The sequence below is a fragment of the Paraburkholderia sp. BR10882 genome, from assembly GCF_040948855.1.
Classification (GTDB): Bacteria; Pseudomonadota; Gammaproteobacteria; order Burkholderiales; family Burkholderiaceae; genus Paraburkholderia; species Paraburkholderia nodosa_A.
In genome coordinates this window covers 66574-88286 of the sequence record NZ_JBFPKP010000005.1, presented here as the reverse complement: position 1 = coordinate 88286, position 21713 = coordinate 66574, and the positions used below count along the sequence as shown (strand labels likewise).

18 protein-coding genes and 2 pseudogenes are annotated in these 21713 nt (G+C 65.9%); 7 read left to right on the top strand and 13 right to left on the bottom strand.

Going from position 1 to position 21713, the window contains the following annotated elements:
- Positions 1-39 precede the first annotated feature (39 nt).
- On the top strand, positions 40-564 hold the full coding sequence (locus tag AB3X99_RS15205) for a cytochrome b (RefSeq protein ID WP_368617582.1): 525 nt from the start codon (positions 40-42) through the stop codon (positions 562-564).
- A 3-nt stretch (positions 565-567) separates the two neighbouring features.
- Here AB3X99_RS15205 and AB3X99_RS15200 read toward each other — a convergent pair whose 3' ends face one another.
- From AB3X99_RS15200 to AB3X99_RS15155, 10 genes are all read right to left on the bottom strand, one after another.
- Entirely contained in the window at positions 568-996 is a 429-nt protein-coding gene (locus AB3X99_RS15200) for a biopolymer transporter ExbD (RefSeq protein ID WP_069262315.1), read from the bottom strand.
- Complete coding sequence (locus tag AB3X99_RS15195; RefSeq protein WP_069262316.1) at positions 993-1691, bottom strand: MotA/TolQ/ExbB proton channel family protein; 699 nt, start codon at positions 1689-1691, stop codon at positions 993-995. Before AB3X99_RS15195 ends, AB3X99_RS15200 begins: the two co-directional genes overlap by 4 nt.
- Before the next feature lie 13 nt (positions 1692-1704).
- Positions 1705-2466, bottom strand: a complete 762-nt coding sequence (locus AB3X99_RS15190; protein WP_368617388.1) for a TonB family protein — start codon at positions 2464-2466, stop codon at positions 1705-1707.
- A gap of 13 nt (positions 2467-2479) precedes the next feature.
- Positions 2480-3598 (bottom strand): pyrroloquinoline quinone biosynthesis protein PqqE, encoded by a 1119-nt coding sequence (gene pqqE / locus AB3X99_RS15185; protein ID WP_368617387.1) that lies wholly within the window; start codon positions 3596-3598, stop codon positions 2480-2482.
- A 1-nt stretch (position 3599) separates the two neighbouring features.
- The gene (gene pqqD, locus AB3X99_RS15180; RefSeq protein ID WP_069262319.1) at positions 3600-3887 is read right to left on the bottom strand and encodes a pyrroloquinoline quinone biosynthesis peptide chaperone PqqD; all 288 of its coding nucleotides are present in this window, start codon (positions 3885-3887) and stop codon (positions 3600-3602) included.
- Positions 3884-4603, bottom strand: a complete 720-nt coding sequence (pqqC, locus tag AB3X99_RS15175) for a pyrroloquinoline-quinone synthase PqqC (protein ID WP_368617386.1) — start codon at positions 4601-4603, stop codon at positions 3884-3886. Before pqqC ends, pqqD begins: the two co-directional genes overlap by 4 nt.
- Before the next feature lie 2 nt (positions 4604-4605).
- Positions 4606-5529: a pyrroloquinoline quinone biosynthesis protein PqqB gene (pqqB, locus tag AB3X99_RS15170; protein ID WP_368617385.1), complete on the bottom strand. Its 924-nt coding sequence runs from the start codon at positions 5527-5529 to the stop codon at positions 4606-4608.
- A 66-nt stretch (positions 5530-5595) separates the two neighbouring features.
- Positions 5596-5670 (bottom strand): pyrroloquinoline quinone precursor peptide PqqA, encoded by a 75-nt coding sequence (gene pqqA, locus AB3X99_RS15165; protein ID WP_006410019.1) that lies wholly within the window; start codon positions 5668-5670, stop codon positions 5596-5598.
- 226 nt (positions 5671-5896) lie between these two features.
- Positions 5897-7885: a sigma-54-dependent Fis family transcriptional regulator gene (locus AB3X99_RS15160; protein ID WP_368617384.1), complete on the bottom strand. Its 1989-nt coding sequence runs from the start codon at positions 7883-7885 to the stop codon at positions 5897-5899.
- Between the two features lie 280 nt (positions 7886-8165).
- Positions 8166-10418 carry a TonB-dependent receptor gene (locus tag AB3X99_RS15155; protein ID WP_368617581.1) on the bottom strand — a complete coding sequence of 751 codons (2253 nt, stop codon included), beginning with the start codon at positions 10416-10418 and terminating at the stop codon, positions 8166-8168.
- Positions 10419-10887: 469 nt separating this feature from the next.
- Here AB3X99_RS15155 and AB3X99_RS15150 point away from each other — a divergent pair, with 469 nt between their 5' ends.
- From AB3X99_RS15150 to AB3X99_RS15140, 3 genes are all read left to right on the top strand, one after another.
- Complete coding sequence (locus AB3X99_RS15150; protein WP_368604691.1) at positions 10888-12615, top strand: methanol/ethanol family PQQ-dependent dehydrogenase; 1728 nt, start codon at positions 10888-10890, stop codon at positions 12613-12615.
- 94 nt (positions 12616-12709) lie between these two features.
- On the top strand, positions 12710-13930 hold the full coding sequence (locus AB3X99_RS15145; RefSeq protein ID WP_368617383.1) for a c-type cytochrome: 1221 nt from the start codon (positions 12710-12712) through the stop codon (positions 13928-13930).
- A 19-nt stretch (positions 13931-13949) separates the two neighbouring features.
- On the top strand, positions 13950-14264 hold the full coding sequence (locus AB3X99_RS15140; RefSeq protein ID WP_069262325.1) for a high-potential iron-sulfur protein: 315 nt from the start codon (positions 13950-13952) through the stop codon (positions 14262-14264).
- A 20-nt stretch (positions 14265-14284) separates the two neighbouring features.
- Here AB3X99_RS15140 and AB3X99_RS15135 read toward each other — a convergent pair whose 3' ends face one another.
- Positions 14285-14443: an SDR family oxidoreductase gene (locus AB3X99_RS15135; RefSeq protein ID WP_368604693.1), complete on the bottom strand. Its 159-nt coding sequence runs from the start codon at positions 14441-14443 to the stop codon at positions 14285-14287.
- 10 nt (positions 14444-14453) lie between these two features.
- Between AB3X99_RS15135 and AB3X99_RS15130 the strand changes: the two are divergent.
- Positions 14454-15054 (top strand): annotated as a pseudogene (locus tag AB3X99_RS15130) (metallophosphoesterase); the annotation flags it as partial.
- A 37-nt stretch (positions 15055-15091) separates the two neighbouring features.
- On the opposite strand, the gene AB3X99_RS15125 reads toward AB3X99_RS15130, so the two are convergent.
- Both AB3X99_RS15125 and AB3X99_RS15120 read right to left on the bottom strand, forming a co-directional pair.
- A complete protein-coding gene (locus AB3X99_RS15125; protein ID WP_368617382.1) occupies positions 15092-16081 on the bottom strand; it encodes a zinc-dependent alcohol dehydrogenase family protein in 990 nt (329 codons plus the stop codon).
- A 366-nt stretch (positions 16082-16447) separates the two neighbouring features.
- Positions 16448-18169, bottom strand: a complete 1722-nt coding sequence (locus tag AB3X99_RS15120; protein ID WP_368617381.1) for a dihydroxyacetone kinase family protein — start codon at positions 18167-18169, stop codon at positions 16448-16450.
- A gap of 383 nt (positions 18170-18552) precedes the next feature.
- On the opposite strand from AB3X99_RS15120, the gene AB3X99_RS15115 reads away from it, so the two are divergent.
- Complete coding sequence (locus tag AB3X99_RS15115; RefSeq protein WP_368617380.1) at positions 18553-21300, top strand: putative bifunctional diguanylate cyclase/phosphodiesterase; 2748 nt, start codon at positions 18553-18555, stop codon at positions 21298-21300.
- 197 nt (positions 21301-21497) lie between these two features.
- Positions 21498-21704: pseudogene (locus tag AB3X99_RS15110) on the top strand (GGDEF domain-containing protein); the annotation flags it as partial.
- Positions 21705-21713: the final 9 nt, after the last annotated feature.

Genomic DNA, 21713 nt, shown 5'->3' with positions numbered 1-21713 from the left:
TTTCAACCGACCCTTTCTGAGCACGGAGCGCCCATGCAAATCGCTGCCGATTCGCGCTACGACCTCGTAGCGCGCCTGCTTCACTGGCTCGTCGTCGCACTCGTCGCGGCGCAGTTCGTGATCGGCTGGACCATGCCCGATGTGCACCGCGACACGCGCCCCGTCGGCGAAATTGCGTGGCACCTGGGCGTCGGCACGGCGCTCGTCGCCGCCATGGTGTGCCGTCTGCTCTGGCGCGCCACCCATCGCCCGCCGCCCGACGACCAGACGCCGTTCATGCGTGCCGTGGCAGCCCTCACCCATGCCGGCCTCTACGCACTGCTCATCGCGGTGCCCATGCTCGGCTGGATCAACGCGTCGTCGCGCGCGTGGGACGTCACGCTGTTCGGCGCCATTCCGCTGCCCGCGCTCTCCCCTGCGGGGTCGTCGTTCGGGCACGCCATGGGCGACGTCCACAGCGTGCTCGCGTGGGTGCTGTTCGCGTTCATTTGCCTGCATGTGGCCGCGGCGCTGTTTCATCGCTTTGTGCTCAAAGATCGCGTGCTGCAGCGCATGAAGCTTTAGTCGTTACTGGCCACGCCGCGGCGGGTCCGGCTCGGTCACGAAGCCGACCTTCGCGAGTCCCGCGGCGCTCGCCGCCGAGAGCTGCTTCGCGACACGCCCGTACGGCGTGGCGCGATCGGCCGAGAGCCGGATTTCAGGCTGCGGCGTGAGCCGCGCGGCTTCTACCAGCCGCGCCGATAGAGCGGACTCCTGAACAGGCTGCCCGTTCCAGCTCATGTGGCCAAGCGCATCGACGACGATGTCGACGTGCGGCGCGGCCAGGTCCTCACGCTGGCTGCTCGCGCGCGGCAACGCCAGCTGCGCAGCATGGTGCAGAACCGGCAGCGTCACCATGAAGATGACGAGCAGCACGAGCATCACGTCGATGAGCGGCGTCATGTTGATGTCGGCCGTCGGCATCGCTTCGTCTTCCAGATCGCGATCGTCGTTCATACCCGTTCCTTCATCGTCCCACGCGGCGCAGGCGCGCTGCCTGTGAGCAACAGCGCGTGTACGCCGTATGCGAAGCGGTTGAGCTGCGCGACGATATCGCGCGAAACACGCGCAAGCGCGTGATACCCAAGCACGGCGGGAATCGCCACGCACAGGCCGAGCGCCGTCATGATGAGCGCCTCGCCAACCGGCCCCGCGACGTGTTCGAGACTGGCGTCGCCACTCGCGCCGAGTGCGAGCAGCGCATGGTAGATGCCCCACACGGTGCCGAGGAGGCCGACAAAAGGCGCCGTGCTGCCGATCGAGGCAAGCAGGCCGAGACCGCGCTGAAGACGCGTCGAGCTCTCGTTCACCGAAGCCCTGAGGCTGCGCAGCAACCACTCGCTCAAGTCGACGCGCCCGCGATGCGCAGCGCCGCTCGCCCCGTGGTGCGCCAGCGCGCGCTGGCCTGCGCTGGCCAACTCGAAGAACGGCGTGCCCGCGGGCCCCAATGCATCGACGCCATCGTCGGCGTCGACGGCTTCCCGGAAGCGTCTTTGCGCGAAGCCCGAATGGCGGCGCAGACGCGCGAACTCGAACGCCTTCACTACGATCACCGACCACGACACGACCGACATCGCGATGAGCAGCGCCGCCACGAAGCGCGTCATTGGATCGCCCTGGGTCCACAGGTGCGCGATTCCATAGGTTGGCATGAGATCCTCCGTTTCATTCGCTGAGGGTGAACGTGAACGGCACGTCGGCACGCGCTGGCGCCGCCTTGCCGTCCTCGGCATAGGGCTGGCAGCGGCTCGCGAGCGCCGCGTCGCGCGCCGCTTCGTCGAGCCTCGCGTAGCCGCTGGTCGTCGCTACACGCGCGGCGACTACGTGGCCGTCCGCTGCGGTATCGACTTCGATGATGGCCGTGCCCGCCTCGGCGCGGCGCAAGGACTGCGCGGGGTAGTCGGGCTTCGTGAGCGCGCAATCCAGATGGGCGACGCGGCGCGGCACGTCCACGGCAGGTGCCTGAGCGACGGGCGCAGGTTGCGATCGCGGCTGCGGTCCAGCTATGCGCTCCGTCGGCGTCGCGGCTTCGGGGGCAGCATGTGCGGACGGTGGTGGCGTTAGCGGCGGCGGCGTGCGTGCAATGCTTTGCGCACGCACAGGCGCAGGTGGACGGGTTCTAGCCGACTGCACACGATTATTCTGGATTGCTTCGTGAGTGGGTCGGCTCGGCGAAGACGTTCGCGCAGGCGCTTCGTTCTTGTTCGACACAGGCGGAATCGGCGCGATCAGCACGGCGTCAACGACCCTCACGCGCACCGGCATCGCGTGCGACGCGGGCGCCTCCCATCGCGCCACCGCAATCAGCGCGGCATGCAGCGCGAGCACGCCCGCGACCACACCGGCGATTGCGGCACGCCGCCCGAACGGGTGCTGGCCGAACGCCGCAGGCTCACCGCGATCGAAGCGCGCAACGACCGACGCCATGTCGATTCTCCACTCAAAGCGCGAGCGAGTTCTGCCGGCTGCGGAACACGATCGGCCGCTCGTCGTCGCGCGTTGGCCGTCTTGCGAATTCCACGGCCTGCACGATGCGGTCGTGATGCGGCGACTTCCCGCACACCGGGTCGACCGCGGCGGCGTCGCCGGTCAGGAGGTAGGCCTGGCATCGGCAACCGCCATGATCGGCGTGACGCTCGTCGCAACTGCGGCAGGGGTCGCGCATCCAGCCATCGCCGCGAAACGTGTTGAACGCTTCGCTCTCGTACCAAATCTGCCGCAGCGGCACGTCGCGCACGTTCGGCAACACGAGGCCCGGCAACGAACGTGCCGCGTGGCAAGGCAACGCCGCGCCGTCGGGTGCCACGCCGAGAAACACGCTGCCCCAGCCGCTCATGCACGCTTTGGGCCGCTGTTCGAAGTAGTCGGGCACGACGAACAAAATGCGGCACCGATCGCCAATCCGGGCGCGATAGCGGTTCACGGTCTCCTCCGCTTCGCGAAGCTGCTCGGCGGTGGGCATCAACTGGTCGCGATTCAGCATGGCCCAGCCGTAATACTGCGTGTTCGCGAGCTCCAGATAGTCGGCGCCCAGTTCGAGCGCCATGTCGATGATCTGCGCGATGTGCGGCAGATTGAAACGATGCAGCACGCAGTTGAGGACCATGGGATAGCCATGCGCCTTCACGAGCCGCGCAACGTTGCGCTTCAGTTCGAACGTGCGCGTGCTCGTGAGAAAGTCGTTGAGTTCGCGTGTGGAATCCTGCATCGACACCTGAATATGATCGAGCCCGGCCGCCTTGAGCCTCTCGATGCGCTCAACGTTCAAGCCGATCCCGGACGTGATCACGTTCGTATAGAAGCCAAGCTGGCGCGCATGCGCGACGAGCGCTTCCAGGTCGTCGCGCAGCAGCGGCTCGCCGCCGGAAAAGCCGATCTGCGCCGCGCCCAGTTCGCGAGCGGCGCTGATGGTCGCGCGCCATGTTTCGGTGTCGAGTTCTTCGCCGTGCCGCGAGAAGTCCACCGGGTTGTAGCAGAACGCGCAATGCAGCGGGCAGCGGTAAGTCAGCTCGGCGAGCAGCCAGAGCGGCTTGGGCAGGGGGGCAGGAGCGGTCGCCATGTCAGTCGAGCCAGCCGCGCAGCCGCGCGTGATCGAGAAAGCGATAGACGTCGGGCGCCAGCTCGGAGGTACTGAAAAGCCGCTCCAGCTCGCCGATGATCTCGTCGAGTTCATGCGCGCCGTCACAACGCGCGAGTATCTCGCCCGCGCTCGAATTGAGCTGCACCATCCCTTCGGGATAGAGCAGAACGTAGGCGTCCTGGGCCGCCTCCCACTGCAAGCGGTACATGCCGCGCAAGCGCGGGCGCAGCGGCACGCCGCTGCCTGCATCGGGCACTATCGGATTCATATGGGCCACGCCTTTTCGACTGCATCGAGGATCGACCAGAGAATGTCGAGCTTGAACTGCAGGATCTCCACCGCACGCTGCTGTTCGGCGGGCGTGCGGAAATGGCTCAGCGTCACTTCGAGCCCGTGTTCGACGTCGCGCTGCGCGAGCGGCACGCGGCTGCGAAAATACTGAAGGCCTTGCGGCTCGATCCACGGGTAATGCGAAGGCCAACCCGCGAGCCGGTCCAGATGAATCTGCGGTGCGAACATCTCGGTAAGCGACGAACACACACCCTCCTGCCACGGCGCGCGCCGCGCGAAATTCACGTAGGCATCGACCGCGAAGCGCACGCCGGGCAGCACGAGTCGTTGCGACCACATCGTGTCCGGATCGACGCCAACGGCATCGCCCAGGCGCACCCAGGCTTCGATGCCGCCTTCGTTCTCGCCTTGCCCGTCGTGGTCGGTCAGACGCTGGATCCAGCGGCGGCGCGTGGCACGGTCGGGGCAGTTCGAAAGAATCGCCGCATCCTTGAGCGGAATGTTGATCTGATAGTAAAAGCGGTTCGCGACCCACCCGCGGATCTGCGCGGGCGAGCAACGCCCGCCGTTGAGCATGCGGTTGAATGGATGGTGGATGTGATAGCGCGATTCGAGGGCACGAAGACGCGATTCGAATTCATTCGCAGTCCATGATATTTCGTGCGTGTTTTCAAGCTTGAGAGGTGCGTTCATCGTCATACCTGAAACTGCATACCGTCGTGGGCCACGTCGATGCCGTGTGCACGCAGTTGGGCGTGCTCGACGGAATGCGGGTCGAGAATCGGATTGGTGTTGTTGATATGCGTGAGCACCTTGCGCGTGCCGCGCGGCAACGTGTCGAGCCAGTCGATCATGCCCGGCCGGCCGTCGTCACCGCGCTGCGCGAGATGCCCCATGTCGACCGCGTGCTTCGTCGAGAGGCCGAGGTCGATCATTTCGGTGGTGGTCCAGAACGTGCCGTCCACGAGCACGAGGTCGGCTTGGCGCATGGTGCCGAGCACGTCGGTGCTCATCTGCGCCAGACCCGGCGCATAGAACGCACGCGTGCCCGCTGCGATATCCTCGATCAAGAGTGCGATATTGTCGCCCGGCGCGGATGCCTCGCGGCGTGGCGAATATGGCGGCGGCTTGCTCTCCACGGGCAGCGCGGTAAAACGCAGGCCGGCGCAAGCGGCAACCGTGAACGGCTCGCCCGGCGCGACCGTATGTGCCTCCACGCCGCAGTAGTGGCCGAGCAGCGGTACGAGCGGCAACCCGCTCGACAGATCGTCGAGCACCGGCGCACACGCATAGAGCAGCAACGGCGACGTGCGTTCGCGCAGCATCAGCAGGCCCGTTACGTGGTCGATCTGCGCGTCGGTCAGCACGACAGCCGCTAGCGCGCTATCGCGCGTTGCGCGAGCGGGCTGCAGATCGGAGTGCGAGCGCAACTGTGCAAGCAGATCCGGCGACGCATTGACGAGCACCCAGTCCGCGCCGTCGCCGCTCACAGCGATCGACGACTGCGTGCGCGGCAGCACATCGCTGCACGCCTGCCGCGCGCGGCGGCAATTCGCGCAGTTGCAGTTCCATTGCGGCAGGCCGCCGCCCGCGCCTGAACCCAGTATCCTGATCTTCATGATCGTTCTCGCTGCATGCCGCCCGCCACGCCCCGATAGCCGCGCGGGCGGCACGCTGCCGTGCGCTCAGCGGTTGGCGATATACATCGTGATTTCGAAGCCGAAACGCAAGTCGGTATAAGCGGGGGTCGTCCACTGCATGACATGTCTCCTTGTTTGAGATTGAGGCTGCATACCGCATCGAATGTGCGGCCAGTCTCTTTAAAGCAAGGGGCATGCCGGTGTGAGCCAGCGTTCGCTCGATGCGGCCAGTGCTGCCGGCGCGGGAAGGAGTGTTGCGTTTCGGAACACGGGTGCTACAGGATGCAACACCCGTGGGACAGAGGAGGAGACAGGAAGTGGCCTGGCCGCGCGCGCGAATGGCGCTTCAGGCGTCGCCCGAACCGCGACCGGGATCGGCAGCGGGCATCTTGCGGTAGATGGTATTGCGCGACACGCCCAACGCCCGCGCCGCAGCCGACACGTTGCCGCCATGGCGCGCGAGTGTGGCCGCGATCGTCGAGGCGGTCACGTCTTCAAGGCGCGCATCCTCCGGCACCAGCGGCTCCGCGCGGGCATGCGCCGGGGGCAATGCCTGGGTCTGGCCGCAGCAGCGCAGATCGTCGAAGAAGTCGTCGGGCAGGTGCTCGCGCCGGATCTGGCCGTCATCGTCGACCATGGCTGCGGCCGTGCGCAGCAGGTTGCCGAGCTGGCGGAAGTTGCCGGGCCACGCGCAGCGCTCGAACAGCGCCATCACCTCCGCTGCGACGCTGAGTGGCTGCACGTTGGTACGCCCGTGCGATTCCCGGTGCAAGAGCTTTTGAATCACGACCGCGAGATCCGTGCGGTCGCGCAGCGGCGGCAGCCGCACCACGAGGCCATTGAGCCGGTAATACAGGTCCTCGCGAAAACGGTTCTGCGCGATCATCTCTCGCAAGTCGCGGTGCGTCGCGCAGATGATCGAGATATCGACGGGGATGGTCTTCGTCGAGCCGAGCGGATTGACCATGCGCTCCTGCAGCACACGCAAGAGGCGCACTTGCAGCGGATACGGCATGTCGCCGATCTCGTCGAGAAACAGCGTGCCGCCGTTCGCCTGCAACAACTTGCCCACCGCGCCCTTGCGCCGCGCGCCGGTAAATGCACCCTCCTCGTAGCCGAACAGCTCCGATTCAATCAGCGTTTCCGGAATCGACGCGCAATTCACCGCCACGAACGGCTGGTCGCGGCGCGGCGAATCGTTGTGAATGGCCTGGGCGAGCAGCTCCTTGCCCGTGCCGGTTTCGCCGGTGACGAGAACCGGGATGTCCTTGCCGATCACCTTGCGCACCTTCGCGATCACGAGCGCCACTTGCGGATCGCCCGTGTCGAGGTAGCTCAGGCGCGAGAGGCCCATGGAAGGCGGCTGCGCCGTTGCATAGGCGGCCGGCTGCACAGCCGAGCCATGCACCGCAACGGGTCGGGCGCCTTCGGCCAACGTGGCGCGCCTGAACTGCACGCGCGCGCAAACCACCGCCCCGCTCGCCAGATTGAGCATGAAGTGCGATTCCAACCCCGCACGCATACTGTCGATCAGCTGCGCGCTGGTGGTCTGGAATAGCGACGAGAGCGTATGAGCGCGCAGCGCGGCGAGCGAGAGGCCGAGCTGAAACTGCGCGCTGCGGTTGGCCGAGAGAAAACGCCCGTCGCAGGTGAAGGCGGCGATGCCTTCCATGAGTGTGCCGAGGAATTCCGGGCGGCCATGAAACGAGACCTGCAGCGTCTCCTGAAAAGTCGTCGCAAACAAATGATTCTCAATCATTTGCACTGACATGCGCGCGAGCGCCATGGTGTGCTGGTGATAGCTGCGATGATCGCCCGTCACGTCCAGCACGCCGATCACGTCGCCGTATGGGTCGAAGATCGGCACGCTCGAGCAGGTGAGGAAGCGGTTCGCCGCGAGGTAATGCTGGTCGCCGTGCACGACCATCGCGCAGCGCTCGGCGAGCGCGGTGCCGATCGCGTTGGTGCCCTGGCGGTCCTCGGCCCAGTTGGCGCCCGGCCGCAGCGCGACCTTTTCGGCGCGCTGGAGGAAATCGTCGTCGCCGATCGAATGCAGGATCAAGCCTTCGGCATTGGTCAGCACGATCATGCTTTGCGTGTTGACGATCTGCTCGTGCAGCGTCTCCATGACAGGCGTGGCATGCATGCACAGCACGCGGTTCTGCTCGCGCTTGAGTTCGAGCCCCGCGCCCGAAAGCACGTCGTAATCCGGTCTCGCGCTCGCGCGCAGACCGAAGGTCTCCGAGCGCTCGTGTGCCTTCTGGATAGCCGGTGCGGGCCAGCCATTGGACATCTGGACCGCTTGCCCCGCGGCCATCTGTACGTCGTCGCGCATGCTCTCCTCCACGATTGGCCGGTACCTTGCCGGACACTTCGGTATTTCTCGGTGTCCTCTATTAGCAAGCTCCGGGCCATCCGGCCATCGAATCCAGCCAGCCGGTTTGCGCCGAACGCGCACGCGACGCGCAACACGCTGTGTAAGCGAATCGTATGCAACGCAACGTGCGTCGATCGAAACACGCGCCGCAGCGATTCGCCAGCCTATGTATTACCGCAAATGGCCCGCGTGGAGGAATGCGGACTCACCCCGATGCGCGCATATGCAGCACATCCCTTCAATCCCATGCGTAATGCAGGCCCACCCAAAAACCGCGCGGCGCGCCTTGTCCGACGAATTGCTCGTTCACCGGATTCGCGCCGTCGAACGTGTGGCCGGGCCCGTTGAAGAAGTTCTGGCCCAGCACGCCGAAGCTCGCATAACGCTTGTCGAACAGGTTCGTCACGTTCGCGTAGACCTCCAGCCGCTTTGTGACGCGATAGCGCGTGTCGAGATCCACGAGCACATAGCCCGCGATCTTTCCATTGGCATCCTGATTGTTTTCGTCGCCTTGCGCATACACGCCGCTGCGCCATGTGATGTTCGTGCCGATGCTCCATTGCGCCGTGGCCGCGTAATCGAGCCGCAGCTTGACGGCATGCGCCGGAATGCCGGGCACGTGGTCGCCCGGCCGCACCGTGATGACGCCGTTCGCATCCGCCGACGAATTCGCGGAGCTTTGTTCGGTCCATGTCGAGCGGTAGGTCGCGTCCACGTAGCTGTAGTTCAGGCTGATGCCAACGGGGCCGAACGCCGTGTGACCCGCCAGCTCGACACCCTGGCGGCGCGTCTTGCCGACATTCTGAAAGTAGCCCTGCGTGCTGCCCGCCGCGCTCACGAACTCGATGTCGTTGGAGAGCGTGGTGCTGAATGCGGCGGCGCTCCACGTTGTCTGCGAGCCGATACGACCGCGCGCACCGGCCTCGAAAGTCTTCGAGACCACAGGCTGCAGCGCCGGATCGGCCACGAAGTCGTTCGGCAGCGAGCACGGCGCAGCGGGGTCCGCGCACGCAAGCTCGATTGCGGTGGGCGCGCGCATGCCTTCGTTGTAGGTCGCGTAGACCGTGACGGTGGGCAGCGGATTCCAGTTGAGCCCCACTGCGGGATTGAAGCGCGAGAACGTGTGATAGCCGTCGAGCAGCGGCTGCACGCCGCTTTCGTCTGCGATGCGCGCGCTCGCCCAGTCGTAGCGCCCCGACAGCGTGAGCGTCCATTGCGGCGTGAGCGTGAGCGTCTCGTTCAGGTAGAGGCCATAGTTAGCGTTGCGTGTTTTTGCATCGGTCTGCTGAACGAAATCGCCGATACCGACCGTCGCGCGGTCGGGCGTGAAGGCGGCATTCTGCGAAGACGAGACGTAGTGCGAGTTCGCGAAGTCCGCCGCCACGCCCGCAACGAGCTGGCTCCCGATGCCGCCCAGCTTGCCGAGCAGCGTCAGCTGCAGGCTCGCGCCAAAGCTGTCCGTCGTGACGATGGAATCGACGTTGCTGCCCTCCAGCGTATCGACGTTGCCGTCCGCGTCGATCGAGCCGTAATCGGTGTTGTTGTTGCTGCTCACGTTCTCGTTGCGCAGGTGCCGATAGTAAGCGTTGCCGCTCAACTCCACGTTGTCGTTGAAGAAGTGTTCGCCCGAGAGTGTGAGGTAGCCCACGCTGTTGCGGTTCAGGTCCGGAAACGTGTAGGCCTGTTTCGGGTTGTCCAGAAACGAGCGCGGAATGGTCTGGCTGCCGTATAGCTGGTTGTCCGCGCCGCCGCCCGAGATCGAGAGCGTCGTGTCGTCGTCGGTGTAGCGCAGCTTGCCGAATCCCTGGCGCACGCGGCTCGCGTTGTGGTCGGCCCAGCCGTTGTCGTTTGTGACGTTCGCGTTCGCGTAGTAGTCAACATGCGGCCCGAGCGTGCCGCCCTGCTCGAACTGCGCACTCTTGCGTCCCCATGAGCCGCCCGATAGATCGATGTCGCCGCCGGGGCTCGTGCGCCCGTTCTTCGTCGTGATCGCGATGGCGCCGCCCAGCGTGTTGAGGCCGTAGACAGGATTCGAGCCTGGAATGAGTTGGATCTTGTCGATCGCGCCGGTCGGTATCAGGTCCCAGTTCACCACGTCGCCAAACGGCTCGTTCACGCGCACGCCGTCGACGAACACCGACAATCCCTGAGGGGTGCCAAGCACCGGCGATGCCGTGAAGCCGCGATAGTTCAGGTTCATCTGGAAAGGATTGCCTTGTGCGTCGGTCACACTCACGCCCGGCAGGTTCGCGGCGAAAAAGTCGGTCAGCGTTTCGCGGTGCTGTGTCGCGATGTCCTGCGCGTTCACGGTCTGCACGTTGGCCGGCACCTTCGCGAGCGGCGTACCGATGCCGAGCAGCGGCGTCGTGCCGACCACCACGACAGCGGGCAGAACGAGCGGGGCCGCCGTCGCGCTCGCCGCGCTGTTATCCGCTGCGCTCTGTGCCTGCGCGATGGCCAGCGTGGATGTACCGCAGCACAGCGCGCCCAGGGCGAGGCTCGTGCCGAGCGTCGCATACGCGCGCCTGGCGCCCACCGCCTTCTTTGGAATCAACTTTCGTCTCCATCTGTTTTTTTCGCGCTCGTGTAGCTCGACGCCGTAGCGTCGAGCGCCGACCGCTGCGCACACAACCGTCTCCTCTTTGCCGTGATCTAGCCAGGAACGTGCCAGCGTGCATCGGCACGCGCGATTGCGCGCAGCGTCCTTCGGCGCGACCGGCCCACTGTCACGTTCGCCAACACTTTTCGCGGCGGCCTGTACCGGAATGCAACACATCGGCCACGCACGGGGCACCTCGCCGGGAAGCCGGTCAACGGGCTGCATCGCCCGACACGCAACGCTTCGCGGCGAATGGCATACGACTTGCAAGAACGGCAGCGCACCCGGACCGGCCCCATCCCCCGCACATCCAGCCTGACCGCTTCCCGGCCGTGCATCGACAAATATTCAGGAGACGAAGATGAAGAGACGCTCGGCTGCGGCAAGCCGGCTTGCGACCTGCGCCATGGCCATCGCAGCGGCGATGTCCTTGAACGCGGGCCCAGTGGATGCCGCCTCGGACTATCCGCCCGTGACCTATGACCGCCTGACCCGCGCGCAAAGCGACCCGGGCTGGCTCACGTACTACCGCAGCTACAACGGCCAGTCGCACTCGCCGCTCAAGCAGATCGACGCGTCGAACGTCGGCGAGCTCAAACAGGCGTGGAGCTACCAGTTCCCCGCCGAACTGAAGCAGGGTTTCGAGGCGACGCCCATCGTCAACGGCAACTATCTCTTCGTCAGTACGCCGAAAGACAACGTCTACGCCTTCGATGCAAAGACGGGTACGCAACTCTGGAAATACGAGCCGAAGCTCGGCGCGGAGTCGTTCAAGACCGCGTGCTGCGACGTGGTGAACCGCGGCGTGGCGCTGTACGGCAAGAACGTCTATATCGCCATGCTGAGCGGCGAAATCGCCGCACTCGACGCGAAGACCGGCGACGTGGTCTGGAAGAAGCAGATGTTCGAACCGGGCCTCGGCTACGCGTTCTCGCTCGCGCCGCTTGCGCTCGACGGCTCGATCGTCGTGGGCACCTCGGGCGGCGAGTACGGCATTCGCGGCTATATCGCCGCGCTGAACCCCGACGACGGCGCGATCGTGTGGAAGCGCTACACCATTCCGGGCTCAGGCGAAAAAGGCGCGGAGACCTGGCCCGACGGCATGCAGGCGCACGGCGGCGGCGCCGCGTGGCTAACCGGCACCTACGACGCCGCGAGCCGCACGCTGTACTGGGGCGTGGGCAACCCCGGCCCGTGGCTCGCCGCGCTGCGCCCCGGAGACAATCTGTACTCCGATTCGCTACTCGCGCTCGACCCGAAGAACGGCAAGCTCAAATGGCATTACCAGTACACGAGCAACGACACATGGGACTATGACGGCGTCAACACGCCGATCCTCGCGAACATCCAGTACAAGGGCAAGGATTACGACGCCATCATCCACGCCGACCGCAACGGCTTCTTCCACGCCATCGACCGCCAAACGGGCAAGCTGATCTACGCGGAGCCATTCGTGAAGGCGAGCTCGGTCACGGGCTACACGGACGACGGCAAGCCGATTCAGGACCCGTCGAAATACCCGAAGGCCGGCACGACCATCGATACCTGCCCGAGCTTTCTGGGCGGCAAGAACTGGTGGTCGGTGTCCTACGATCCGGAGCGGCACATTGCCGTGGTGCCTTCGCTGCACGCGTGCATGAGCCTCTCGGGCAAGTCGGTGAGCTATATGGAAGGTCTCCCCTATCTCGGCGAAGGCTTCGAAATCAAGCCTGAACCGGGCAGCGAAGGCTATGGCGAACTGCAGGCCATCGACGTGAACACCGGCAAGAAGCTCTGGGGCCACTGGAGCAAGATGCCCTGGAACGGCGGCGTGGCGACCACAGCCAGCGGTCTCGCGTTCAGCGGCTCGCTCGACGGCCATCTCTATGCGTTCGACGTCGCGACCGGCAAGGTGCTCTGGGAAAGCCCGCAGCTCGCGAGCGGCATCATCGCGCAGCCTTCCGTGTTCGAAGTCGACGGCAAGGAGTATGTCGCCGTGCTTGCGGGCTACGGCGGCGCGAATCCGATTTGGGGCGGCCCGATGGCCGATGTGGCAAAGGATGTCCCGCGCGGCGGCACGCTCTACGTGTTCGCACTGGACCGGGGCTGAACCTGGGCTGAACGACGTTCTCGCCTTTCGCCGCACGCTTGTGCGCAAGCCACCGCGCTTGCGTGCGGCCCCGACTTCACTGGAACACACGATCATGACTATCCGGATCACCTGGCTCGCCGTGGCCGCCGCGCTCGCGGCAGGCGGCGCGCATACCAGCGCCCATGCGGCGGCGAACGCCGTGCGTGTCTGCACGTTGCCGGGCAGCCCCACGGCCGCGCTCGACCAGGCCGTCGCGCGCGCCGTGCTGAAAACCGCTGGCGTGGTTGCGACGTTCGTCACCCACGGCATCGACGACGATGGCGGCGACGACGGCATCTCGGCGCACGAACTCGCCAGCGCGCTGGGCCGCGACTGCGATCTCGTTGCGGGCTTCCCGCGCTCGAGCGTCGCCGATGCGTCGGGTTCGCAGATGATTTTCTCGCAAGGCTACTTGCGCTCGGGCTATGTCAGCGTCACGCTACGCCACCCGCGCGCCGCCACGCCCGCTGCCGACGGCAAGGAAACGGTCGCGGCGACCTGGTCGAGCCCGTCGCAACTCATCGCCGTGCAGGAGAAGAACGCGCGCTTCGACCTGGAGAACACCTCCGAACTGACCGTCGACGCGGTCGCGAAAGGGCGCGCGCAGCGCGCGATCGTCTGGTATCCGGCCGTCGTGGCTTACCAGCGCGCGCATCCGCAACATCAATTCGCGGTCGCGGCGACGGCCTCGCCGTATGCCGACTGGCATCTCGTGTTCGCTTCCGGGGCCGGCATGCGTGCGCTGCAATCGCGCATCGACGACGCCCTTGCACGCATGAACGAAGACGGCCGTCTCGCCGCACTCACGCGCGGCTGGACGCTGCCGGATAGCGCCGCGAGCGAGGCGCATTCGAGTGCGCCATCGCTCGAAAGCACGAAAGCCTCGTATGGGCGCAGCGCCATGCACGGCCCAGGCGCCATCATCAAGGTCGCTGCAACGACTGGCGGCAACGCGCCCGCATTCGATCACGAACAGGTCGAGCACGGCCAGCATCTTTATTCGGAATCCTGTGCGAAATGCCACGGCGCGCAACTCGAGGGCATTACAGCGCCCGCGCTGAGCGGCCCGGCCTTCGCCCCGGCTGCGAATTCGCATTTGACCATCGGCGGCATCTATCAGTACATGTCGACCAACATGCCGGCCGACCGCCCAGGCAAGATGACCGATCAGGAGTACGCCGATTTGATGGCCTTCCTGCTCTACACGAACGGCTATGACACGGGCGACGCGAAGCTGACTTCCGAAGCCGCGCAATTGTCGACCACGCCGCTCAACGCCGGACCGCGCCACTAACGCAACTCAGGAAACCAGCATGATCTCCCGCAATCGCAGAACCTTCATCCTTCACACCGCCGGTCTTTGCGCCGCGCTCGCCACGGCCGGGCGCGCACTCGCGGGCCCCGCCCTCGTCGACGAGAACGACACCACCGCGAAGTCGCTGGGCTACCGCGCCAAAGCCAGTAGCGTCGACGCAGGCAAGTTTCCGAAGTACGCAGCGGGTCAGCGCTGCGCGAGTTGCCGCTTCTATGCGGGCGCGGCGGCCGACGCCTCGGGCGCGTGCCCGATGTTCCCGGGCAAGGCAGTGGCCGCCGACGGCTGGTGCAACGTCTACGCCCCACGGGCCTGAGTGCCCGCCACCACGCGCGCTCACAGCGCCATGCCGCCGTCGATGGTGAGGCTCGACCCCGTCATATAGCCGGACTCCTTGCGCGCGAGCCACGCAACGAGCCCGGCAATCTCGTCCGGGTCCGCCGCGCGCTTGAGCGGAATGAGCGGTTTAATTACCTCGATGTGCTCGGCGGTCATGTCGGTGATCGCGCAAACGGCGGACCGGTTGATGCAGCTTGGGTTGCCCACGATACGCGGCAACCACGAAAGACAGCTGCTTGGCGCGGATGGCACTCGCATGGGGCCGTCGGACCGCTTTGCGCGGCGTGCTGAGCGAAGCACAGCTGGAATGGGTCGGCGCATTGCCTGCCACGCTATGGCTCGAAAGCGACGTGCTGCTCGTGCACGGCACGCCGCAGGACGACCTCTCCTGTTTCCTCGAAACCGTCACGGCCAGCGGATGCCGAACGGCCACGCATAGCGAGGTCAGACGCCGCGCGGCCGAAGTCGAGGCGGCGTTGATCTTGTGCGGCCATACGCATCTCGCGCGCACGATGCAGCCGGCCGACGGCCGCCTCATCGTAAACCCAGGCAGCGTCGGCCTGCCCGCATACGAAGACACGCATCCGTTTGCGCATCGTATGGAAACGGGGACGCCGCATGCGCGCTACGCGAGCGTCACCCGTACCGCGCGCGGCTGGGACGTGGAGTTTCGCGCCGTGGAGTACGACGGGCACGCGGCGGCCGAACGTGCGGCCGCCAATGGCCGGCCCGACTGGGCAGCGGCGCTTCGCACCGGTTATTGCTGATCGTTTTTGCCGATGCTGGGCGCCGCGCATCGGCAGACTACACCGTCACCACGATCTTGCCGAACTGCCCATTGGTTTCGAGGTAGCGGTGTGCATCCACAATCTGGTCGAACGTGAACGTGCGATCGATGACGGGCTTGAGCGCGCCGCTTTCGAGTCCCTTTAGCACGTATTCCACCGCGGCCTTGCGGCGCTCTGCGTCGCCGCTGGTGAGCCAGATGTTGTGGGCCTTCACGCTCACGACCTTCGCGATCATCTCCAGCACGGGCAGCGTCGTGGCACGTTCATCGAGCGCGCCGTAGAGATACGCGATCCCCTGGAAAGACAGCGCCGAGATCAGCTTCGCGAAGTTCGGGCCACCGACCGGATCGAAAACGACACGCGCCCCCTTGCCGCCGGTGATGCGCATGATTTCGTCCAGCAGATCCGTCTCGTCGGTCACGACCACGTGCGCCGCGCCTGCGTCGAGCAACGGCTGTTTCTTGGCGGCGTGACGCGTGACTGCGATCGACGTCGCACCGGCGTAGTTCGCGATCTGGATCGCCGCGAGTCCGACGCTGCTCGACGCGGCCGGCACGACGACGTAATCGCCGGCGCCCACCTTCGCATCTTCGATCAACGCGCCGTATGCGGTGACGAACATCATCCACACCGACGCGGCCTCAGCGAACGAAAGCGATTCAGGATGCCTGACGACTGCATAGTCCGGCACGACGATGCTTTCTCCATACGTGAAGTACTGATTCATCGAAAACGACGGGATCACGTTGACCTTGTCTCCCGGTGCGATGCCGACTACTCCCTCGCCCACGGCGTCGACGATGCCGGCCGCTTCGTACCCGAGTCCTGCCGGAAAGCGCACGGGTTCGATGTACTGGTCGGCGCGCCACATCGATTCCGCGCGATTCAGGCCAATGGCTTTCACGTTGATGCGAACTTCGCCCTGGCCGGGGGCGCGTACCGGTTCGTCCACGAATTGCAGTACTTCCGGGCCGCCTGCTCGTGCAAACCTGACTGTGCGTGACATGACTGACTCCTGCTGTGATTGATGAGGACGTAATGGGCGCATCACAGGCTCACCGCGGCCTGCGAGTTCGACTGATGAATCGGGAAATCCGAGTCATGCTTTTCGTCGCTGCCCCGGAATGCTGCGCGCACATAGGGCGTAAGCGGCAGTTTGTGCTTCAGACGATACGGCAAGTTCGGGTTTGACGAGAAATGCCTGCCAAACGCCACGATCGCTTCGGCGCGACGCCGTCTGCTGGACAATCGGCGGGCGCACGGCGGCGCAATGCTCGTTGCGCCGCGTCCGCATCGTGCCGTCCGTTCCGGGCGGCCCGCACTACAGCATTTTCGAAGTGCTTTGAGCCACGCGCTGGGCCGCTGCCGCGCCTCACGCCGCGCCGATATGCGGCTGCAGCGCCTTGAGCCAGCACGCCACCACCACCGCCCCGCCATCGGGCGTCCCGATCGCCCGCGCGCCGAGATAGCTTGCCCGGCCCGCGCGCGGCGTCATTTGCGCCGTGCTTTTCGCACCGGACTCCGCGGCGCTCACCGCCTGCGCCCACGCCTCGCCCACGGGGCGCGCCGACTTTAAGGCGCTTTCCAACGCATCGACGGCGGGTACGAGCGCATCGAGCATCGTGCGGTCGCCGGGTTTCGCGCCGCCCAGTTCGCTGATCGCCTGAGCCGCAGCGCGCATGGCTGCCGCCCAATCCAGCGCGCCGGGCTGCGCTTGCTCGCCGAGCGTGCGCGAGGCGCGCAACAGCGCCGTTGCGTAGAACGGCCCGGAACTGCCTGCTATCGCACGGCGCAATGCCGTGCCGAGCGCGGCGAGCGCGCTGCCCGGCGAGCCGAGCGCGCCCGGGGGTAGGGCGAGCATGGCCTGCGCGGCGCGCTGCATGCTCGCGCCCAGATCGCCGTCGCCGGCTCGGGAATCGAGGTCCGTAAAAATCGCTTCGTTCTCGATCAATGCGTGCGCAACGGCATCGAGCGCCGGCTTCAGACGCTGCGCCCATGCAACGCTCGCCGCGTCCGCAGGCGTCGCGCCCGACTCGGCGCCCGCATCGGCTGCCGAAAACGCCGGCTCGACGCGGATTCGCCGGTTGACCGTGCCGACGCCGGGCCACGCGCGCGCTTCGGTGGCGGCGTCGAGCAGCGCCAGCTTCGCATCGTCGAGCCGCAGCACGGAGATCGAACAGCCCGGCATGTCGAGCGCCGAGAGAAACGTGCCGGTCCATGCCCGCTCGACGGTCACGTGACGGCGATTCAGGCTCTCGAATGCATCGCGCATGATGATCGCCAGCTCCATCGCCGGTGTCGCGCCCAGTCCGTTCACGAGCAGCGCCACGCGCTCGCCGCCTTTCAACGCCAGGTCTTCGACGATGTTGGCGAGCAGCGTTTCCGTCAATTCGCCCGCCGCCATCGGCACCGTGCGCTCCACGCCTTTCTCGCCGTGGATGCCCATGCCGAGTTCGATCTCGTCGTCGGCGAGGCGAAAGCCGGCTTGCTGAGCGCCGGGCAGCGTGCAGCCATCGAGCGCCACGCCCATCGTGCCGAGATTCTCGGCCACGCCGCGCGCAATCGCGGCCACGAGGCCCAGCGCGTCGCCCCGCGCCGCCGCCGCGCCCGCGATCTTGTGCACGAGCACCGTCCCCGCAATGCCGCGCCGCTGATTGCGCTCCGTATGCCCGCGCAGCGACACGTCGTCGGCCACGATGACGATTTCGACCGGAATACCCTCGGCTCGCGCCAGTTCGGCCGCGAGGCCGAAATTGAGCCGGTCCCCCGTGTAGTTCTTCACGATGAGCAGCGCGCCGTTCGGACCCGCGCTCGCGCGAATTGCGGCCAGCACGGCGTCGGTGGAGGGCGACGTGAACACTTCGCCGCACACGGCGGCGGTGAGCATGCCTTGTCCGACGTAACCGCCATGCGCGGGCTCGTGGCCGCTGCCGCCACCCGAAATCACGGCGACGTTGCGCTCGGCCGGGCTGGGCAGCGGGTTGCGAACGAGCACGTTTTCGTTGCCGAGCACGGCGACATGCGGCGCAGTACGCGCAATGCCCTCGAGCATTTCGTGCACCACTGACGACGGATCGTTGACGAGTTTCTTCATGAGAGTCCCTTGAACGAGTAACCGGGGGCAAAAACCAGGGGCAGAAGCGAGGGGCAAAACGACGGGACCGTGCGCGCTCCCTTCACGCCAATGAACGTATTGAAGCACGGGCATCGAATGCGTTCCGGATGCCTGCCCCACACGTAGCGCCAGCATCCAGGCCTCTAGGTAAAAACACCCATCAAAGAGGCACGCGGAATACCCGTTATTCAGACAGTATCGACCGATCACGGACTTGCCGTGCCTTCGCGGTCTGCATGCCTGGAACACATGGCCCCTCTGCCCGCCTCCCGCGCTGATGCGGGTGCATTCACCAGTAACCTGCCCACTCCGGCCGAGCAACGCGGCGCGAGTGGCGATGTGCCGAATCGCGTTGCGTGGCGATGAACGTAGAACTATCCGGAACCCCTCCACAGGCCCCGTCCCGCGCGCCCGGCAAGGGCGTCGCCGTAGCGCTGGCCGTGGCGCTGATCGTCTGCGTGGCAATCGGCGCGATACTGAGCGCGAACCTGTCGCGCGGCACGGCCGACTCGCGGCTTCGCCAGGAACTGAACACCACGTCGGAACTCGAAGCCCTGCTCACGCTGCACATCGCGGCGAATACGGACTTCCTCAAAGGCGTGGGCACGGCGGGCTATACGTCGCGCGCGTGGCCGATCAAGCGGGCCGCAGTCGTGGCCGGTACTTACGACCGGCTCGAGCACGACTTTGCCGGCGCGCCGCGCAACGAGCGCACGATCCGCGAGTTGCGGCAGTTGAGCGCCATCTGGCCCGAGCAGCTCGACGCGGCCGCGCGCAATATCGCGCTCGCAGACGCGGGCGCGAGGCTCGACCCCGCCCTGATGCAGCGCGCGAACGAAACGCTCAGCTCCATCATGTCGCTGCTCACCGAGCTGCGCTCCGAGCAGCGCGAGCAGATCAAGGTCGTGCAGTTCAGCGCGCAGGCGCAGCTCGCGCGGCAAAAGATCTCGCTGATCGGCACGGCGACAGCCGGCGCATTGCTGTTGCTCTTCACGTTGTTTACGAGCCACCGCACCGCGCTTTCCCGCAGCGCCGCGAAGATCGTCGCGCTCGAGGCCGAGCGGCGCTTTCGCGAGTACTTCGAGCAGCATCCGGTTGCGATGCTCATTTTCGATGTGCGCTCCTACGCGATCCTCACCGCCAACGCCGCGGCCCAGCGCCAATACGGCGCGAGCCTTCAACAACTCAGAGCCATGTCGGTCGAGCAACTCCGCCTGCAGGCCGAAACCGGTGCGTTCCGCCGCGATCTGCACGGCTACGTCAATTCCGGGGCGCAAAGCGGAGCAGGCGGCGTGCGCCGGCACGTGCGCATCGACGGAGAAGTGATCCACGTCGATATCGCCTGGCATCTGCTGGACTATGCGGGTCAGGACGCGTGTTTCATCACTGCGCACGACGTCACCGCGCACGAACAGGCGAGAGAGCATTTGCGCATTCGCAGCCGGGCGCTGGAGGCTTCGAGAAACGCTGTGATCATTTCGCAAAAGGTCGATGGCGAAAGCATCGTTACGTACGCCAACGCGGAGTTCGAGCGCATCACCGGCCGCGCCGTGGCTACAGCGAATGGCGCCGGGCACTGGGACATGCTCGATTGCGATAAAGCGTCCGCCGATGCCAATATCGTTCGCACTGCCATGCAATCGGAGCGCGAAGGCGAGGGTCTGCTCAAATGCTGCCGGCCCGACGGCTCGCCCTACTGGATCGAGCTGCATGTCGCGCCGGTGCTCGACGAGCGCAATCGCCCCACGCACTGCGTGACCGTGTTCAACGACGTTTCCGAGCGCATCCGCTATCAGGAGCAGTTGCGCCTGCAGGCCAACGAGGACTCGCTCACGCATCTGCCGAACCGGCTCGGCCTCAAGGCGCGATTGCGCGAACTGGTCCGCACGGCGCTCGACGCGCAGCAGAAGTTCGCGCTGGTGTTCATCGACCTCGACAACTTCAAGGAGATCAACGACTCGCTCGGCCATACCGCGGGCGACGAGGTATTGTGCGAAGTCGCGCGCCGCCTTTCCGCCAATATCGCCCAGGGCGAAATGGTTTCCCGCTATGCGGGCGACGAGTTCGTCGCCGTGCTGTACGGCCGGGGCAGCGTCGATCACTTCGTCGCCGCAGCGGCAAGCATGCAGGAATCCTTGACACATGGCCTGCTGATCGGCAACAAGGTCATCGTGCCGCTCGCCTGTGTCGGCCTCGCCGTGTTCCCCGATCATTCGAGCGATCCCGACTCGCTGCTCAAGTACGCCGACTCCGCCATGTACCGCGCCAAGTCGATGGGACCCGGCAGCATGCAGGTATTCGACATGGCTATCGCCATGCAGAACCTGGAGCGGGCGAGCCTCGCGCAGGCGTTGCGGCTAGCCGTGGCGTCGCGCGCGTTTGCCGTTGCGTGGCAGCCGAGAGTCAACCCGAGGACAGGCGAGACGATGGGTTTCGAGGCGCTCGTTCGCTGGCACGACGCAGAGCGCGGCCAGGTGAGCCCGGCGCTGTTCGTGCCGCTCGCCGAGGAAAACGGCCTGATTGTGCAGATCGGCGAGTTCGTGTTCGAGGAGGCCTGCCGCCAGGCCCGCGAATGGGCGCGCGAGCACCCGGACATCGTGGTTTCGGTCAACGTTTCGCCGGTCCAGTTCGTGCGTGCGGACTTGCCCGCGATGATGGCGCAAACGCTGGCGCGTACCGGCGTGAGCCCGCGCAATATCGAGCTGGAAATCACCGAAGGCGTGCTCATGGCGCCCCGTTCGCTCGCCACGCTGCGTGCCCTTCGCGAGATGGGGCTCTCGGTCGCCATCGACGACTTCGGCTCGGGCTATTCGAGCCTCGGCTATATTCGCAGCTTCATGCCCGATCGCCTCAAGCTCGACATGTCGTTCGTGAAGGGCATTGGCCACTCGCGCGCGGACGAGGTCATCGTGAAGGCTGTGCTCGCGCTCGGCCATACGCTCGGCATGCGCGTGGTGGCGGAGGGCGTGGAAACGCTGCGGCAACTGGAATTCCTGATCGAGAACGGCTGTAACGAGGCACAGGGCTACTGGTTCTCTCGCCCTGTGGACGCAGCGAGCGCGCAGTCTTACCTGGAAGGGAGCCATGCGGCCGGCGTTCACCAGCGCTAACCTGCTCAGATGGCTCACCGGGCCGCGCGCGATTTTCTATGGCAGCCTCGCGGTCGCCTTCATCATGGCGTCGCTCTGTGCGACGGTGCTCTACGAGAGCCGCCACGACGCCCTGGAGCGCGCCCGGGAGAACTCGCGCAACGTTGCGCTCATCGCCGAACGCGACATCGAGCGCAACCTCGAGCTTTACGAGCGCGATCGCCGAGAAAATCCGCCATGCGATCAGCGACCTCGCGATCGAGCATGCGGGCAGCGAGTACGGGCGCGTCACAGCAAGCATCGGCTACGCAAGCTGGTCGCCGGATCGGGATGTCGATGTCACGCAGGTCATCCAGGCGGCGGATCAGGCGCTGTACGATGCGAAAGCGCGCGGCCGCAACCGCGTCGCCATCTGTGGCGCTTGACCCGCGCGG